A 16,915-nucleotide genomic window follows, 5' to 3' on the forward strand; every position below is an offset into this window, starting at 1 on the left:
CTCCGCCGCAGGGCCCGCGGACGGCCTCAACCGAGGGCGAGGTCGACGGCGGCCTCCACGTGGCTGCGCGTGGAGTCGACCAGCGGCGCCGCGCAGTCGGACTGGTCCACCAGCAGCGTGATCTCGGTGCACCCCAGGACGACCGCTTCCGCGCCGCGCTCCACCAGCCGCGCCATCACGTCCCGGTACGCGGCGCGGGACGCGGGCTCGACGCGGTTGCGCGTCAGCTCCCGGTAGATCACGTCGTGCACGAGGGTGCGGTCCGGCTCGTCCGGAACCAGCACCTCGATGCCGTGCGCGGCCATCCGCTCCCGGTAGAACTCCTGCTCCATGGTGAACCGCGTGCCCAGCAGCCCGACGCGGCGGACGTCCAGCCGGCGCGCGGTGGCGTCCACGATGTGCAGGAACGGCACGTCGACCGCGCCCGCCACGGCAGCGGCCACCTTGTGCATCGTGTTCGTGCACAGCAGCACCAGTTCCGCGCCCGCGCCCTCCAGCCTCCGCGCCGCGTCGGCGAGCAGCTCGCCGGCCCGCTCCCACTGCCCGGTCCGCTGCAACCGCTCGACCTCCGCGAAGTCCACGGTCAGCAGCAGGCTCGGAGCGCAGTGGTGGCCGCCGAGGCGGCGCCGCACCTCCTCGTTGAGCAGCCGGTAGTACTCGGCCGACGACTCCCAGCTCATCCCGCCGATCAACCCGATGGTGCGCACGCCGCCACTGTGACCGGTCCACGGTGGACGGTCAACCGCATTCCCCCTCCGCCGCCCGGGTCGGCCGAACCCGGCGCGCCGCGACCGCCGGGCGCCCGGAACCGGGCCCGGATTCCCTCCGCCAGGGGCGGTCCCGGGCCCCCGACCTGCGGTACGTTGCCTCGATGGGTCAGTTGAGCTACTCGTCGGGCACGTCGGACGTGCCGCTGCTGGGCGACACCGTCCCGGCGAACCTCGACCGCGCGGTGGCCGCGCACGGTGACCGCGAGGCGCTGGTCGAGTGCGCCACCGGCCGGCGGTGGACCTACCGCGAGCTGGCCGCCGAGGTGGACTCGGTCGCGGCCGGGCTCCGGGCGTCCGGCGTCCGGGTCGGCGACCGGGTGGGCATCTGGGCGCCGAACCGCGCCGAGTGGTTCGTCGTGCAGTACGCGACGGCGCGCATCGGCGCGATCCTTGTCAACATCAACCCCGCCTACCGGGTGCACGAGCTGGAGTACGTGCTCAACCAGTCCGGGGTGCGCACGCTGATCGCCGCGTCGTCGTTCAGGACCTCCGACTACGCCGCGATGATCGCCGAGGTGCGGCCCCGCTGCGCGGCCCTGCGCCAGGTCGTCCTGCTGGACACTCCACAGTGGACCGAACTGCACTCCGACGACCTGCCGCCGTGGCCGGAGCTGTCCGCCGACGACCCGATCAACATCCAGTACACGTCGGGCACCACCGGGTTCCCCAAGGGCGCGACCCTGTCGCACCACAACATCCTGAACAACGGGTTCTTCGTCGGCGAGCTGTGCGGGTACACCAGCGAGGACCGGATCTGCGTCCCGGTGCCCTTCTACCACTGCTTCGGGATGGTGATGGGGAACCTGGCCGCCACCTCGCACGGCGCCTGCGTGGTGATCCCCGCTCCCGCGTTCGACCCGGTCGCGACCCTGGAGGCCGTGGCGCGCGAGCGCTGCACCTCGCTCTACGGCGTGCCGACGATGTTCATCGCCGAACTCGCCGACCCCGGGTTCGCCTCCTACGACCTGTCCTCGCTGCGCACCGGCATCATGGCGGGCTCGCCGTGCCCGGTGGAGGTCATGAAGCAGGTGGTCGAGCGGATGGGGATGCGGGAGGTCTCCATCTGCTACGGCATGACGGAAACCTCACCGGTGTCCACGCAGACCCGGCGCGACGACTCGCTGGACCGCCGGGTGTCCACCGTCGGGCGCGTCGGGCCGCACCTGGAGGTCAAGGTGGTGGACCCGGAGAACGGCCGCACCGTGCCGCGCGGCACGCCGGGGGAGCTGTGCACGCGCGGCTACTCGGTGATGCTGGGCTACTGGGAGCAGCCGGACCGGACGGCCGAGGTGGTCGACGCGGCGCGCTGGATGCACACCGGCGACCTCGCCGTGATGGACGACGACGGCTACGTCATGATCACCGGCCGGATCAAGGACATGGTGATCCGAGGCGGCGAGAACCTGTACCCGCGCGAGATCGAGGAATTCCTCTACACGCACCCGGACGTCCTGGACGCCCAGGTGGTCGGCGTGCCGGACGCGAAGTACGGCGAGGAGTTGATGGCCTGGGTGCGGATGCGCCCGGGAGCCGCGCCGCTCACCGCCGACTCGTTGCGGGAGTACTGCACGGGCAAGCTGGCCCACCACAAGATCCCCCGCTACGTGCACGTGGTCGAGGAGTTCCCGATGACCGTCACCGGGAAGGTCCGCAAGGTGGAGATGCGCCGCCAGGCCGCGACGATCCTGGGCCTCGACGACCAGGGCACACCCCCAACGCCCGACACCGCCCCCAAAACCTGACCCACACCCACGGCTCGCAACTTTTGCTTGCAGGTCTCGGCACGCCCCGTGCAGCCCGGTGCTCTCGTGTTCTCCCCGTATGGCCTGCCCGGAGGGCTACCATGCTTTTCTGGGGGGTGCAAGCACGCTTTTCGCTTGCACCCCCCGGAAAAGCATGGTCGTCTTTGACAGGTCATGCGGGGGGAACACGACCGCTCTTGCTCTTCCTCCTCCTTGGCGGCCTGCCCGTCCGGCGAGGACTCTTTAAAGCTCTTCAGCTTCAAGCGCTACCGCACTGATTAGACCCGTACCGCACCAGTTCTTACCTAGATCGGTGCGCGACACAAGTATGAAGAGCGGCCGAGAGGCCCCCAAGGAGGAGGAAAAGAAAGGGCGGTCGTGTTCTCCTCCCCGCACGGCCTGCCGAAGGCAATCGCATTTGTCGGGGGGTGTCAAGCGAAGAGCGTGCTTGACACCCCCCGACAAATGCGATCGGGCTGCGCCCAGGCCGTACGGGGAGGAGAACACGAGGCGACCGGTGTGGCACTGGGTGCGCCGCCGCTTGCGAGAAGTGCATTGGGGCGGCATCCCTGTGTGAAGAGCGGTGGGGTGTGCTGCCCCTGTGCGGAAGCGTGTGAGGTGGGAGGTCTCTGCGGCACCATGGTCCTGTGGAGGACTTCCTGGCACTGGCGGACGAGTTGCTGCGCATCCCGTCGACCGCTGATCGGCCCGGTGAGTTGGCGCGGGCGCTGGACTTCGTGTTGGGCGTGGTGGGGCCGGGCTTCACCGTGGAGCGGTTCGAGTCCGGGGGCAAGCCGAGCGCGCTGGTGTACCGGGGTGCGGAGCGGGTGCCGTTCCGGGTGATCTTCAACGCGCACCTGGACGTCGTGCCGGCGTCGCCGGAGCAGTTCGTGCCGCGGAGGGAGGGCTCCCGGCTGTACGCGCGCGGTGCGCAGGACATGAAGCTGTCGGCGCTGGTGCTGGCCTCGGTGTTCCGGGACGTGGTCACGCCGTTCCCCGTGGCGCTGCAACTGGTCACCGACGAGGAGGTCGGCGGGCGGGACGGGACGCGGCACCAGTTGGAGCAGGGGGTGACCGGGCGGTTCGCCGTGATCGGGGAGCACAGCGCCCTTCGGCTGGTCACCGAGTCGAAGGGGATGGTGGCCGCGCGGGTCGGCGCTGTCGGTCGTGCGGCCCACGGGGCCTACCCGTGGCTGGGGGACAACGCCCTGGTCAAGCTGCTGCGCGGGGTCGACGCGTTGTTGGCGGCGTACCCGGCGGCGTCGTCGGAGGTGTGGCGGACCACGGTCAACCTCGCGCGGGTCGAGACGTCGAACGCCGCGTTGAACCAGGTGCCGGCCGACGCCTCGGCGTGGGTGGACATCCGGTACCCGGCGGAGGACGGCGACTTCGCGGGCCGGGACGCGGCCGAGGTCGCCGCCCACCTGTCCGCCCTGTGCTCGCTGCCGGTCGAGGTGCGCCACGTCGAGCCGCCGCACCGGGCCGCGCCGGACGGCGCGGACGTGCGCGCGTTGCGGGCGGCGGCCCGCGCGCAGGGGTTCTCCGGCGACCTGCTGCGCAAGCACGGGGCGGCCGACTCGCGGTTCTTCCACCAGCGCGGGGTGGACGCGGTGATCTTCGGCATCGGCGGCGACGGGCAGCACGGGCCGGACGAGCACGCTGACCTGGGCACCGTGGAGCCGTACCGGCGCGCGCTGACGGCCTACCTGCGGTCGTTGCCAGAAGCGTAACTGATCGGTTACGCTTTCGCGGTGGACGAGGTGGCCGCCGCGATCGCGGACCCCGTGCGGCGGAGGATCCTGGAGCTGCTGCGCGACTCCCGGCTGCCCGCGGGGGAGATCGCCGCCCGGTTCGACATCAGCAGGCCCGCCGTGAGCCGGCACCTGCGGGTGCTGCGGGAGAGCGGCCTCGTGCGCGACGAACTCGTCGGCAGGCAGCGGTTCTACGCGCTCGACCCGGCGCCGCTGGACGGGCTCGCGTCCTGGCTGGCGCGGCTGACCCGGCCCGCCGACCTGACGCCCGCCGACCGGTCGCCTGCGGACCGGTCGCCCGCGGGCTGGACGCCCGCGGACTGGGCGCACCGCCTCGACGCGCTGGAAACCGAGGTACACCGGACGCGCCGCGACCGCCGCGCGGACCGGCGAGAGGAGGACACCGCATGACCCGACCCCCGACCGGCCGGCTGTTCGCCGCCGGCTCCGGTCACGACCTCGTGCTGACCCGCACGTTCCGCGCGCACGCGGAGGACGTCTGGGCCAGCCTCACCGAACCCGAGCGCACCGCCCGCTGGTTCGGGCCCTGGGAGGGCGACGCCGCGCCCGGCCGGACCGTCAAGGTCCAGATGGCCTACGAGGAGCAGCAGCCGTGGATGCAGGCGCGCATCGAGGCGTGCGAGCCGCCGATGCGGCTGGCCGTGTCGACCGTCGACGACCACGGCACGTGGCGCCTGGAGCTGCTGCTGTCCGAAGTGGACGGTGTCACCGAGCTGAAGCTCGTGCACCACTTGGACTCCGCCGCCGGGGTGGGTGAGATCGGACCGGGTTGGGAGTACTACCTGGACATGCTCGTCGCGTCCCGGGAGGGCTCGCCCCTGCCGGACTTCGACTCCTACTACCCGTCGATGAAGGCCCACTTCGACGGGCTGGTCTGACGCCGCCGCGGCGGCCGGGCCGACCGCCGCGGTCACCGCCGTCAGGCCACCGGCTCCTCCTCGGCGAACTGCGTCCGGTACAGCTCCTCGTACCGGCCGCCGGCGGCGAGCAGGTCGTCGTGCGTGCCGCGCTCCACGACCCGGCCGTCCTCCACGACCAGGATCAGGTCGGCCGCCCGGACGGTGGACAGCCGGTGGGCGATCACCACGGCCGTGCGGCCGTCCAGCGCCTCGCCCAGCGCCGCCTGGACGGCCGCCTCGGACGTGGAGTCCAGGTGCGCCGTGGCCTCGTCCAGGATCACCACCCTGGGCCTGGCCAGCAGCAGGCGGGCGATGGTGAGGCGCTGGCGCTCGCCGCCGGACAGCCGGTAGCCGCGCTCGCCGACCACGGTGTCCAGGCCGTCGGGCAGCGACCGGACCAGGTCGTCGAGCCGGGCGCGGCGCAGGACGTCCCACAGCTCGTCCTCGCCCGCGCCCGGCCGCGCGAACAGCAGGTTGGCCCGGATCGAGTCGTGGAACAGGTGGCCGTCCTGGGTGACCATGCCGAGGGTCTCGCGGATCGCCTGCGCGGACAGCTCCCGGACGTCCACACCGGACAGCCGCACGGAGCCGCTGTCGACGTCGTAGAGGCGGGGCAGCAGCGAGGCGATCGTGGACTTGCCCGCGCCCGACGACCCGACCAGCGCGACGACCTGGCCCGGCTCGGCGCGGAACGACACGTCGTGCAGGACCTCCACCCCGCCGCGGCTGTCCAGCACGGCGACCTCCTCCAGCGACGCCAGGGAGACCTTGTCGGCGGCCGGGTAGGCGAAGCGGACCCGGTCGAACTCCACCGACACCGGACCGCCCGGGACGGTGGTGGCGCCGGGCTTCTCGGTGATCAGCGGTTCGAGGTCGAGCACCTCGAACACCCGCTCGAAGCTGACCAGCGCGCTCATCACCTCGACCCGCGCGCCGGCCAGCGCCGTGAGCGGGGCGTAGAGCCGGGTGAGCAGCAGGGCCAGCGCGACCACCGAGCCCGCGTCGAGCTGCCCGCGCAGCGCGTAGAACCCGCCCAGCCCGTACACCAGCGCCAGCGCGAGCGCGGACACCAGCGTCAGCGCGGTGAGGAACACCGTCTGCACCATCGCCGAGCGCACCCCGATGTCGCGGACCCGGCGGGCGCGCAGCGCGAACTCCGCCGACTCGTGCGCCGGGCGCCCGAACAGCTTGACCAGCGTGGCGCCGGGCGCGGAGAACCGCTCGGTCATCTGCGTGCTCATCGTGGCGTTGTGGTTGGCCGCCTCCCGCTCCAACCGCGCCAGCCGCGAGCCCATGCGGCGGGCCGGCAGGACGAACACCGGCAGCAGCACCAGGGCCAGCAGCGTGATCTGCCACGACAGCCCGATCATCACCACCAGCGTGAGGACCAGCGTCACGACGTTGCCGGCGACGCTGGACAGCGTGTCGCTGAACGCGCGCTGCGCGCCGATCACGTCGTTGTTGAGCCGGCTGACCAGCGCCCCGGTGCGGGTCCGGGTGAAGAACGCGACCGGCATCCGCTGCACGTGGTCGAACACGGTGGTGCGCAGGTCGAGGATGAGGTCCTCCCCGAGGCTCGCGGACAGCCACCGCCCCACCAGCCCCAGCGCCGCTTCGAGCACGGCGATGCCCGCGATCAGCCCCGCCAGCCCCAGCACGACGCCGAGCGCGGCGCCGTTGACGACGGCGTCGACGACGCGCCCCGCGAGGACCGGGGTCGCCACCGCGAGGACGGCCACCGCGACGCTGATGCCCAGGTACTGCACCAGCTTCCGCTTGCGCGGCCGGGCGAACGCCCAGATGCGCCGCAACGTCGCCTTGGAGAAGGGGCGCTTGTCGTCGTGCGCGTTGGTCACGTGGTACAGCGACATCCACGCGGTGACTTCCATGTCCATGACCGGAAACGTAGGACCTCGATCCTGCTGGAGGTCAAGCGCTTCGTCCGATCCGAACACCCCCGCGCCGGGCGCTCGTCACGGTGCGCGGACCCGGTGGTCGGTCAGCGCCGCCGTTCGCGCACCCCCGGTGCCGGGCAGAGGCCGGCCGCGCGGCCGGTGGCGGTGTGCACGAGGGTCCGCCCGCTGCCCACCGGCACGGCGTCCGGGGCGGTTGCCCGCCCCCGGCCGGGCGGCCGCGCCGAGCCGGGGGCGGACCCCGGGCCGTCGGTCGAGCCCGGACCCGCGCGGGCGCCGGGCGGCGCCGGGAATGGATCAGCGCCCGATCGGCGTTGAACGGGTGGAGGACTACCTGAGGAGGCACGAGGTGGCGCAGGACCCGGAGGAGCTGTTCGAGGTCGACTCCGACGTCCCGGACCTGACCGGAGCGGTGCTCCTGCACCACTTCGACGGCTTCATGGACGCCGGCGCGGCGGGTTCCGCGCTGGTCGACCACCTGCTCGCGGTGCACGAGCACCGGGTGGTGGCCCGGTTCGACGTGGACGACCTGATCGACTACCGCGCCCGGCGGCCCGCCATGACCTACGCCACCGATCGGTGGGAGGACTACGCCGCCCCCGAGCTGGTGGTGCGGCTGCTGCACGACTCGGCCGGCGCGCCGTTCCTGCTGCTGACCGGCCCCGAGCCGGACCGCCGCTGGGAGGCGGTGGTGGCGGCCGTGCGCTCGCTGGTCGACCGCTGGGGCGTGCGGCTGGCGGTGAGCTTCCACGGCATCCCGATGGGCGTGCCGCACACCCGGAAGCTGTCGGTGATCTCGCACGCCACGCGGCCGGACCTGGTCACCGGGTCGTCGCCGTTCAACCGGGTGCAGGTGCCGGGCAACCTGTCGGCGCTGCTGGAGCTGCGGCTGGGCCAGTCGGGCCACGACGCGATGGGCTTCGCCGCCTACGTGCCGCACTACCTGGCGCAGGGCACGTACCCGGCGGCGGCCGTGGGCCTGCTGGAGTCGCTGACCGGGGCGACCGGGCTGGTGGTGCCCTCCGCCGCCCTGCAGGAGGCCGCGCGCCGCACCGACGCCGAGATCGCCCGCCAGGTGGCGGAGTCCGAGGAGGTGGCGCAGGTCGTGCAGGCGCTGGAGCGGCAGTACGACGCGTTCTCCGAGGCTTCGGAGAACCTGCTGGTCGGCGAGGACGAGTCGCTGCCCAGCGCGGACGAGCTGGGCGCGGAGTTCGAGCGCTTCCTCGCCGAGCGCCAGGGCGACCGCTGACCGGACGCGGGAGGGCCGGCTCGCGCGGCGCGTGAGCCGGCCCTCCCGCGTCCGGGCCGCGGTCGGCCGTGCCGGTCGTCGGTCGGCGGTGCCGGGTCGGCGGTGCCGGTCGGCGGTCAGCCGCACAGGTCGGCCAGGCGCCGGTAGGACGCCAGCAGGTCCGCGCGGTCGTAGGTGCTGGTGGTCACCAGCACCTCGTCGGCCCCGGTCCGCCGCACCAGCCCGCCCAGCGCCTCGGCCACCTCCGGGGGCGTGCCGAACACCTGGCCCCGCAACGACTCCTCGAAGTACCCGCGCTCCCGGGGCGTCATCGCCAGGGCGAGGACCTCCTCCGGCGGTCGCAGCGGCGGGAACTCGCCGCGCGTGCGGGAGTGCGCCATGGACCACGCCTCGGGCGCCAGCAGCCGCCGGGCGTCCTCGGTCGTGTCGGCCACCGCGACGGCCGTCGACACCACGATGTAGGGCTCGTCGGCCCACGCGGAGGGCCGGAACCGCTCTCGGTACCCGTCGACGGCCCGCGCCAGCGCCTCCTCGCCCCGGACCGCCGCGATGACCAGCGGCAGCCCGTGCGCCGCCGCGACCTGCGCCCCCGCGCCCGTGGCCAGCACGAACGCCGGCACCCGCAGCCCGCGCGCCGGGTAGCCGGACACGGCGGCGTCGCCGGTGAAGTAGGACAGCAGCTCGGCCAGCCGCGCGCCGAACTCGTCCGCGTCCCGCCGGTCGCGCCCCAGCGCCCGGCGCACCGGCCCGGTGAAGCCGACCGAGCGCCCCAGCCCCATGTCGACCCGGCCGGGGAACAGCGACTCCAGCACTCCGAACTGCTCGGCCACGACCAGCGGCTGGTGGTTGGGCAGCATCACCCCGCCCGTGCCGACCCGGATGCGCGACGTGGCCGCGGCGACCGCCGCCGCCAGCACCGTGGGGGCGGACCCGGCCACGCCGGGCACGCCGTGGTGCTCCGACACCCAGAACCGGTGGTAGCCCGCCGCCTCCACCTGCCGGGCGAACTCCACCGTGTCCCGCAGGGCTTCGGCGTGCGAACCACCCGAGCGCGTGCGCGACCGGTCCAGGACGGAGAGCCTCACACCGCGCACAACACCACCCGGGGCACCGGGATTCCGCCCTCACCCCCGACCGGGGTCACACCCGGTCCGGTGGTCGGGTTACCGGACGGTCCGGGGCGCTCTACTGTCGGGTGGGCCGGGACACCCACCGGCACGCGACAAGGAGGTCGACACCCGATGGCCATGCTGCGCAGCTACGTGTCCGGTCGCTGGCACACCTCGTCCGCCGAGGGCGCGCCGCTGCACGACGCGGTGACCGGTGAGGAGATCGCCCGCATCTCGTCGGCGGGCGTCGACATGGCCGCGGCGCTGGACCACGGCCGCCGGGTCGGCGGGCCGGCGTTGCGGGAGCTGACCTTCCACCAGCGGGCGGCGCTGCTCAAGGCGCTGGCGTCCCACCTGCGCGAGCACCGCGACGAGCTGTACGCGCTGTCGGCGCGGTCCGGGGCGACCAGGACCGACGCGCTGGTCGACGTGGACGGCGGGATCGGCGTGCTGTTCGGGTACGCGAGCAAGGCCAAGCGCGAGCTGCCCAACGACACCGTCTACGTCGACGGCGCGGTCGAGCGGCTGAGCCGGGGCGGCACGTTCGTCGGGCAGCACATCGGCACCCCCCTGCGCGGCGTGGCGGTGCAGATCAACGCCTTCAACTTCCCCGTGTGGGGACCGCTGGAGAAGTTCGCGCCCGCGTTCATCGCCGGCGTGCCGTCGCTGGTCAAGCCCGCCTCCCAGACCGCCTACCTGACCGAGAAGCTGGTCGAGCTGGCGCTGGCCTCGGGCCTGCTGCCCGAGGGCGCGCTGCAGCTGGTCTCGGGCGGCGCCGGCGACCTGCTCGACCACCTCACCCCGCAGGACCTCGTCGGGTTCACCGGGTCGGCGGCCACGGCCCGGCTGCTGCGGACGCACCCGGCCGTCGTGCGGTCCTCGGTGCGGTTCAACGCCGAGGCCGACTCGCTGAACTGCTCGGTCCTGGGCCCCGACGCGGTGGCGGGCACCCCCGAGTTCGACCTGTTCGTCAAGCAGCTGGTCGGCGAGATGACCGCCAAGGCCGGCCAGAAGTGCACGGCCATCCGGCGCGCGCTGGTGCCCGCCCCGCTGCTGGACGCCGTCGCCGAGGCCGCCCGCGAGCGGCTGGCGAAGGTCGTCGTCGGCAACCCGGCCAACGAGTCGGTGCGGATGGGCGCGCTGGCCGGGCTGGAGCAGCGCGAGGAGGTCCGGCGCTCGCTGAAGGCGCTGCTGGCGGTCGGCGACCCGGTCTACGGCTCGCCGGACTCGGTCGAGGTGGTGGACGCGGACGCCGAGCGCGGCGCGTTCCTGTCGCCGGTGCTGCTCAAGGCCGACCCCGACCGGCCGCAGCCGCACGAGGTGGAGGCGTTCGGCCCGGTGTCCACCCTGCTGCCCTACGACGGGGCGGCGCACGCGGTGGAGCTGGCGGCGCGCGGCGCGGGCAGCCTGGTCGGCTCGGTGGTCAGCCACGACGCCGACTTCGTGCGCGAGGTGGTGCTCGGCGTGGCGCCCTGGCACGGGCGGCTGCTGGTGCTCGACCGGGACGACGCCGGGGAGTCCACCGGGCACGGCTCGCCGCTGCCCGCGCTGGTGCACGGCGGCCCGGGGCGGGCCGGCGGCGGGGAGGAGCTGGGCGGCATCCGCGGCGTGCTGCACCACCTCCAGCGCACCGCCGTGCAGGGCAGCCCCCGGGTGCTCGGCGCGGTCACCGGGCGGTGGGTGGCGGGCGGCGACCGCACCGAGTCCGACGTGCACCCGTTCCGCAAGTCGCTGGCCGAGCTGCGGGTCGGGGACGCGGTGGTGGCCGGCCCGCGCCGCGTGACGCTGGAGGACGTCGAGCACTTCGCCGACTTCACCGGCGACACCTTCTACGCCCACACCGACGAGGAGGCGGCGGCGGCGAACCCGTTCTTCGGCGGGCGGGTCGCGCACGGCTACCTCGTGGTGTCGTTCGCGGCCGGGCTGTTCGTCTCGCCCGAGCCGGGGCCGGTGCTGGCGAACTACGGCCTGGAGAACCTGCGGTTCCTGACGCCGACCTTCCCGGGCGACGAGCTGACGGTCACGCTGACCGCCAAGCAGATCACGCCGCGGGAGGACCAGGACTACGGCGAGGTGCGCTGGGACGCCGACGTGGTCAACCAGAAGGGCGAGTCGGTGGCCCGGTACGACGTGCTCACGCTGGTGGCCAAGACGCGGCCCGCCGGGACGCGGTCCTAGGGGCGCCTCAGGCCGGGTCGGGCGCCGTGCGGCGGTCGACCTGGCGGCGCAGGACGTCGGTCAGGTGCGGCCCCGCCTCGGCCAGGCGGGGCAGCAGCTCCGGCTCCGTCATCAGGGCCCGGAACGCCAGCCGGACCGTCACGCCGTGGTCGGGGCGCTCCACCAGCTCGGCCGGGTCGCCGGCGGCGACGGCGCCCGCCTCCACGACGCGGAAGTAGGCGCCGCAGGCGCCCTCGCGGGTGAAGGTCCTGATCCAGCCCGGCTCGGCCATGACGGCGGCGAACGTGCGGCACGGGATGCGCGGGTTGGTCACCTGGATCACCGCGGTGCCCATGCGCCACTTCTCGCCCAGCACGGCGTCGGTCAGGTCCACCCCGACCGTCGTGAGGTTCTCGCCGAACAGGCCCGCCGGGATCTCCCGGCCCAGCCGCGCCGCCCAGCCGTCCAGGTCCTCCCGCGCGTAGGCGTAGACGGCCTGGTCGCTCCCGCCGTGGACGCGGGTGTCGGAGATGTGGTCGCCGGCCAGGCCGCTGCCCGCGGTCACCGGAGCGATCTCGACGGGCCCGGCCACGGGGCGCTTGATCCCGCCGGTGTGGCCCAGGACCGACTGGTCGATGGCGGTGCGGCTGCCGAGGTTCACCGAGAGCACGTGGGGCATGGGCCGAACGGTAGCCGAGGTAGTGTGCCGATTCCCGTCCCGCACCCCGCGCCGGTGCGCCAGGATGGGCGTCGATCACCGCTTCCGGGGGGAAAGTCATGCGCAGGTCCGTGGTCCCGTTGCTGCTGTGCGCCGGAGTGCTGGCGGGGTGCGCGGAGCGGACACCGGTGCCCGAGGCGACGCTGGAGCCGGTGGCCCGGGACGCGCGGACGCTGGTCGCCGCGCTGGTGGCGCGGTCGGCCGAGCAGCACTCGGTGCGGTTCGACGCCGAGACCACCCTGTCCGGCCGGCGGGTCCGCGTCGGCGGCGACCTGCTGCGGACCCGCGGCGGCCGGCTGGTGGCCCTGCGGGAGGACTCGGTGGACGTGGTGGTGCTGCCCGACGCGGGCTTCGCCCGCACCGGCGGCGGCTCCTGGACGCGGCTGGACCGCGCCGACCCCGCCCCGGTGAAGTCCGGCGTCCCGGTCGAGGGCCTGCCCGACGAGGTCGACCCCCGGTCGGTGGTGGACCCGCTGCGCGGCTCGCTGATCGTGGAGACCGGCGACGAGTCGCTGGACGGCGTGCCGACCCGCCGGTACACGATGCTGGTGGACCTGCGGCACCAGGCCGAGCGGACCACCGACATCGCGCACCGGGGCCGGCTGCTGGCCGCCTACGAGTCCGGGTTCACCGGCACCGCCGTGGTGTGGGTGGGGCCGGGCAACCTGCCGGTCCGGGTGGAGCAGACGCTGAAGACGTTGGAGGAGAACGTCTTCCAGCGCACCGTGCACCGGTTCGCGGACTGGAACGCGGACATCCGGATCGCCGCGCCCCTGCCCTAGCGGGTCAGCGGCCCCGCTTGGCGCGGCTGATGTCCACCGGCTCGGCGGGCCGGCCGTCCACCGGCGCCGGGTCGTCCGGGGTGGGCGCGATGCCGGTGGCCGCGATGGCGTCCAGGGTCTTCAGGCCCGCCGGCCGGATGCTGCCGAACACGGTGTAGTCGGGGCGCAGGACGGAGTCCGAGGTGACCAGGAAGAACTGGCTGCCGTTGGTGTCGGGGCCGGCGTTGGCCATCGCCAGGGTGCCGCGCGGGTAGATCCGCCGCGTGCCGGTGGGGTCGTTGGGCGCGGGCGCGAGGTCGGTGGGCAGCTCGTCCTTGAACCGGTAGCCCGGCCCGCGCTCGCCGGTGCCCGTCGGGTCGCCGCACTGGAGCACCTTGAGCGTGGGGTAGGCGGTGAGGCGGTGGCAGGTGGTGTCGTCGTAGAACCGCTTCGCCACCAGGTGCAGGAAGCTCTGGACGGTGCAGGGCGCCTTCGCCCGGTCCAGCACCAGCGGGATCGGCCCCCGGTCGGTCTTGAGCAGGACCTCGACCCGGCCCCTGGCCGGGGTGCGCCGCGGGTCCGGCGGCAGCTTCACCGGCCGGGCCGCGGGGTCGTCGGGGGTCTTGGTGTAGGCGCACGGGCCCCTGGTGACGTCCCCGCCGCCGGCGGCGGTCGGGCCGCCCGCTCCGGGCCCGTCCGGGCCGCGCGTCACGTCCGGGTCGTGCGCCGCCGCGTCACCCGACGCCTGTGCGACGCCGCCGCCCATCACCAGGGCCAGCACCACTGCCAGGAGGATTCTCACGCCCACAGTCCTAGCGAACGGCCGCTGCCGCTGCTAGGGCCGGTCGGCGGGTCCGAGGTCGGCGGCCAGCGTGCTGAGCGACTCGCGGTCCGGCTGCGCGGTCTTGGTGATCAGGCTGGCCACGTGCTTCTCCACCGTGCGCGGCGAGATGTGCAGCCGGGTCGCGATCGCCTTGTTGCCCAGGCGGCCCGCCAGCAGCCGGAACACCTCGAACTCCCGCACGGTCACGCCCAGCGCCCGCAGCTCGCGCGGCACCTGTTCCGAGCCGGTCCGCCGCTGCGGCACCGACGCGCCCAGCTGCCGGAGCAGGCCGCGGCACGCGCTGGCCACCGCCGTCCCGCCGCTCTGGTGGAAGTGCTCCTCGGCCGCGCGCAGCCAGCCCACCGGCTCGCCCCAGCCGTCGGCCACCGCCGCGCCGGCCACCAGGCGCAGCCCGAGGTGGCGGGCCAGCGGGTAGATCGCGGCGGCCTCGCGGGCGGAGCGCACCGCCGCCGCGGCCTGCTCCTCCCGGCCCTCGCGCCCCAGCAGGACCGCCAGCGCGAACTGGCCGAACACCCGGTTCCAGCGCATCCCGGCGGCGGCCGAGCGCGTGATGTCGTCGTACGCCGCGCGGTCCAGCTCGCCCGACAGCGCGCCCAGCAGCAGCCGCAGGCCGTGGGTGCCCGACAGGTGGAACGTGGTCGGCGTCTCGGCCTCGTAGGCGCGGGCGCGGGCCAGGTCCTGCGCCGCCAGGTCGCGGTCCTCCTCCAGCAGGGCGCAGAACGCGCGCGCCAGGCCGAAGCACAGCGGGCGCTCCTGCGAGCCGATCCCGCCCAGCGCGTGGAACTCCGCCACGGCGCTGTCCACTTCGGACCGCCGGCCCTGGTGCCCGGCGGCGGTCGCCTGCGCCATCAGGACGTACAGCGTCATGGACTTGAGCTGCAGCCGCCGGGTGCCCTCGCCGCAGCGGGCCAGCTTCTCCTCCGCCACGGCGTACTGGCCGCGCAGCACGGCGTCCAGGCCCAGGATCGCGTCCACGTTGTAGGCCACGGTGATCGCGCCGACCCGCAGCGCCTCCTCGCGCGCCGCCACCAGCTCCGCCGCCGAGCCGTCGGCCAGCCAGTCGACACCGGCCTGGCGGACGACGGCGTGGGTGCGCTGGATCGGCAGCCCGTGCTCCTCGGCCAGCTGCCGCGCCCTGGTGAAGTGCTCGCCGGCCTCGGCCAGGTCGCGGTCGCGGGCCAGGATGCCCAGCAGCTGCCACGCCTCGCAGCCGACCTCGGGCAGCTCCGCCCGGCGGGCGGCCTCGGCGGCGCGCCGGGCCAGCACCTCGGCGGAGGCGATGCGGTCGGGGCGCTCGGCGTTGAGGGTCAGGAAGGCGGCCACCGAGTCCACGCGGGCGGCGTGCGCGTCGTCGGCGTCCGGCCCCAGCAGGGCGCGCGCGGCGGCCACCTGCGCCATGCCGTCCGCGCACCGGCCGGCCAGCCAGGCGACCCGGGCCAGGCCGGTGTGCAGCTCGGCCCGGCGCACCCGGTCCAGGCCCGCCGCGCTCAGCTCGGCCACCGCGTCGACCAGGGCGAAGGCCCGCTCGAACTGGCCGGCCTCGCCCAGGGCGGGCAGCAGCGAGCCCAGCACGTCGGCCCGGACGCCCACGTCCACCCCGCTGGCGAGCAGCCGGTGGGCGTGGTCGAGCAGCCGCACGGCCGACCCGGCGGCGCCGTCGGCCAGGGCGCGCCTGCCCGCCTCGGCGAGCAGGGCGCCCGCCTCGGCGGTCTGGCCCGCGTCCAGCCGCAGCGACGCCACCAGCGGGCACCACTCGCCCGGCAGGTCGGGGTGCAGCGCGGTGACGGCGTCGGCGGTGCGCCGCGACACCTCCGCCCGGTGCGTCGGGGTCAGCTGCGCGAGCAGCGCCTCGGCGGTCAGCGGGTGGCGGAACGCGTACCAGTCCGGCGCCGGCTCGTCCGGGGTCACCAGCTGGGCGGCCACGCCGGCGTGCAGGTGCGACAGCAGGGCCCGGTCGTCCGTGCCGGTCACCGCGCGCAGCACCGACAGCGGGAACCGGTGGCCCAGGACGGCGGCGACGGAGAGCAGCTCGCGGCCCTGCGGCCCCAGCCGGTCGGTGCGGTGGGCGATGGAGCGCACCAGCGCCGTCGGCACGGTGATGCGCAGCTCGCCCAGCGCCTGCCAGCCGTCCGGGCCGCGCACCAGCAGGCCGCCGCCCACCAGGCCGTGCAGCATCTCCTCGACCACGAACGGGTTGCCCGCGCTGTCGGCCCACAGGCGCTGCGCCACCGCGTCGGGCACCTCGGCGGGCTCGACCTCCAGGCAGGAGGCGACCATCCGGCGCACCTCGCGCTCGTCCAGCCGGCGCAGCTCCAGCAGCGCGCCCGCGTCCCGCTGCGCGGCCAGGCGGATGACCTCCAGGGCCGGGCCGGGGTCGGCGCGGGTGGTGACCAGCAGCACCGCCGGGACCTGGTCCAGGTTGTCCACCAGGTAGTCGATGACCGCCAGCGTCTCGGCGTCCGAGTCGTGCAGGTCCTCCAGCACCAGCAGGCACGGCCTGGTCCGGCCGATCACGGCCAGCAGCCGCAGCACCGCCTCCGCCAGCACGACGACCGAGTGGCCGCCGCCGGGGTCGCCGCCCCACTCGGGCACCAGGCGGCCCAGCACCGGCTGGTAGGGCCCCAGCTCCCGCGGGTCCGGCCCGTCGCCGCCGCGCAGCAGCGACATCAGCGCCTCGGCCAGCGGCCGGAACGGCACCATCGGGCCGATCGTGGAGCCGCGCCCGCGCAGCACCCGCATCCCCCGGTCGAAGGCCGCGCCCGCGGCGGCCCTGGCCAGGCGGGTCTTGCCGATGCCCGGCTCGCCGACCAGGAAGACGGCACGCCCGTGCCGGGCGGCGGCGTCGGCCAGGGCCTGGTCCAACACCCGGAGTTCGGCGTCGCGGCCGACCACGACCGGCGCGCGGGTCTGCATGGGTGCCGACCTTAGTCAAGCGCACGCCGGACTGCCCGCACCCCCAGTCGGGCGGGCAGTCCGGTCGG

Annotated in this window: 13 protein-coding genes; 7 read left to right on the forward strand and 6 right to left on the reverse strand. The window is 74.7% G+C overall.

The window, feature by feature from the left end; all coding sequences use genetic code 11:
- Positions 1–26 precede the first annotated feature (26 nt).
- Complete coding sequence (locus JOE68_RS23880; RefSeq protein WP_204844512.1) at positions 27–707, reverse strand: aspartate/glutamate racemase family protein; 681 nt, start codon at positions 705–707, stop codon at positions 27–29.
- A gap of 164 nt (positions 708–871) precedes the next feature.
- Between JOE68_RS23880 and JOE68_RS23885 the strand changes: the two genes are divergently transcribed.
- From JOE68_RS23885 to JOE68_RS23900, 4 genes are all read left to right on the forward strand, one after another.
- Positions 872–2,512, forward strand: coding sequence for an AMP-binding protein (locus JOE68_RS23885; protein ID WP_204844513.1), 1,641 nt, complete (start codon positions 872–874; stop codon positions 2,510–2,512).
- 647 nt (positions 2,513–3,159) lie between these two features.
- Positions 3,160–4,242, forward strand: a complete 1,083-nt coding sequence (locus tag JOE68_RS23890; RefSeq protein ID WP_204844514.1) for a M20 family metallopeptidase — start codon at positions 3,160–3,162, stop codon at positions 4,240–4,242.
- Positions 4,243–4,263: 21 nt separating this feature from the next.
- Positions 4,264–4,674 (forward strand): metalloregulator ArsR/SmtB family transcription factor, encoded by a 411-nt coding sequence (locus JOE68_RS23895; RefSeq protein WP_307819851.1) that lies wholly within the window; start codon positions 4,264–4,266, stop codon positions 4,672–4,674.
- Positions 4,671–5,162, forward strand: coding sequence for an SRPBCC family protein (locus JOE68_RS23900; protein WP_204844515.1), 492 nt, complete (start codon positions 4,671–4,673; stop codon positions 5,160–5,162). Before JOE68_RS23895 ends, JOE68_RS23900 begins: the two co-directional genes overlap by 4 nt.
- 41 nt (positions 5,163–5,203) lie before the next feature.
- Here the strand turns inward: JOE68_RS23900 and JOE68_RS23905 are convergent, their stop codons facing one another.
- Positions 5,204–7,072: an ABC transporter ATP-binding protein gene (locus tag JOE68_RS23905; RefSeq protein WP_372443368.1), complete on the reverse strand. Its 1,869-nt coding sequence runs from the start codon at positions 7,070–7,072 to the stop codon at positions 5,204–5,206.
- A gap of 373 nt (positions 7,073–7,445) precedes the next feature.
- Between JOE68_RS23905 and JOE68_RS23910 the strand changes: the two genes are divergently transcribed.
- Positions 7,446–8,345 carry a proteasome assembly chaperone family protein gene (locus JOE68_RS23910; RefSeq protein ID WP_204846257.1) on the forward strand — a complete coding sequence of 300 codons (900 nt, stop codon included), beginning with the start codon at positions 7,446–7,448 and terminating at the stop codon, positions 8,343–8,345.
- Positions 8,346–8,461: 116 nt separating this feature from the next.
- Here the strand turns inward: JOE68_RS23910 and JOE68_RS23915 are convergent, their stop codons facing one another.
- A complete protein-coding gene (locus JOE68_RS23915) occupies positions 8,462–9,430 on the reverse strand; it encodes an LLM class flavin-dependent oxidoreductase (protein ID WP_204844517.1) in 969 nt (322 codons plus the stop codon).
- 156 nt (positions 9,431–9,586) lie between these two features.
- On the opposite strand from JOE68_RS23915, the gene paaZ reads away from it, so the two are divergent.
- Positions 9,587–11,632, forward strand: coding sequence for a phenylacetic acid degradation bifunctional protein PaaZ (paaZ, locus tag JOE68_RS23920; protein WP_204844518.1), 2,046 nt, complete (start codon positions 9,587–9,589; stop codon positions 11,630–11,632).
- A 7-nt stretch (positions 11,633–11,639) separates the two neighbouring features.
- Here paaZ and JOE68_RS23925 read toward each other — a convergent pair whose 3' ends face one another.
- Entirely contained in the window at positions 11,640–12,290 is a 651-nt protein-coding gene (locus tag JOE68_RS23925) for an MOSC domain-containing protein (protein WP_204844519.1), read from the reverse strand.
- A 98-nt stretch (positions 12,291–12,388) separates the two neighbouring features.
- Here JOE68_RS23925 and JOE68_RS23930 point away from each other — a divergent pair, with 98 nt between their 5' ends.
- Complete coding sequence (locus tag JOE68_RS23930; RefSeq protein WP_204844520.1) at positions 12,389–13,111, forward strand: LolA-like protein; 723 nt, start codon at positions 12,389–12,391, stop codon at positions 13,109–13,111.
- Positions 13,112–13,115: 4 nt separating this feature from the next.
- On the opposite strand, the gene JOE68_RS23935 is transcribed toward JOE68_RS23930, so the two are convergent.
- Both JOE68_RS23935 and JOE68_RS23940 read right to left on the reverse strand, forming a co-directional pair.
- Positions 13,116–13,886, reverse strand: coding sequence for a peptidylprolyl isomerase (locus JOE68_RS23935; RefSeq protein WP_372443369.1), 771 nt, complete (start codon positions 13,884–13,886; stop codon positions 13,116–13,118).
- Between the two features lie 39 nt (positions 13,887–13,925).
- Positions 13,926–16,847 carry a helix-turn-helix transcriptional regulator gene (locus JOE68_RS23940; RefSeq protein ID WP_204844521.1) on the reverse strand — a complete coding sequence of 974 codons (2,922 nt, stop codon included), beginning with the start codon at positions 16,845–16,847 and terminating at the stop codon, positions 13,926–13,928.
- Between the last annotated feature and the right edge of the window lie 68 nt (positions 16,848–16,915).

It is taken from the genome of Saccharothrix algeriensis, assembly GCF_016907655.1.
Taxonomy (GTDB): Bacteria; Actinomycetota; Actinomycetes; order Mycobacteriales; family Pseudonocardiaceae; genus Actinosynnema; species Actinosynnema algeriense.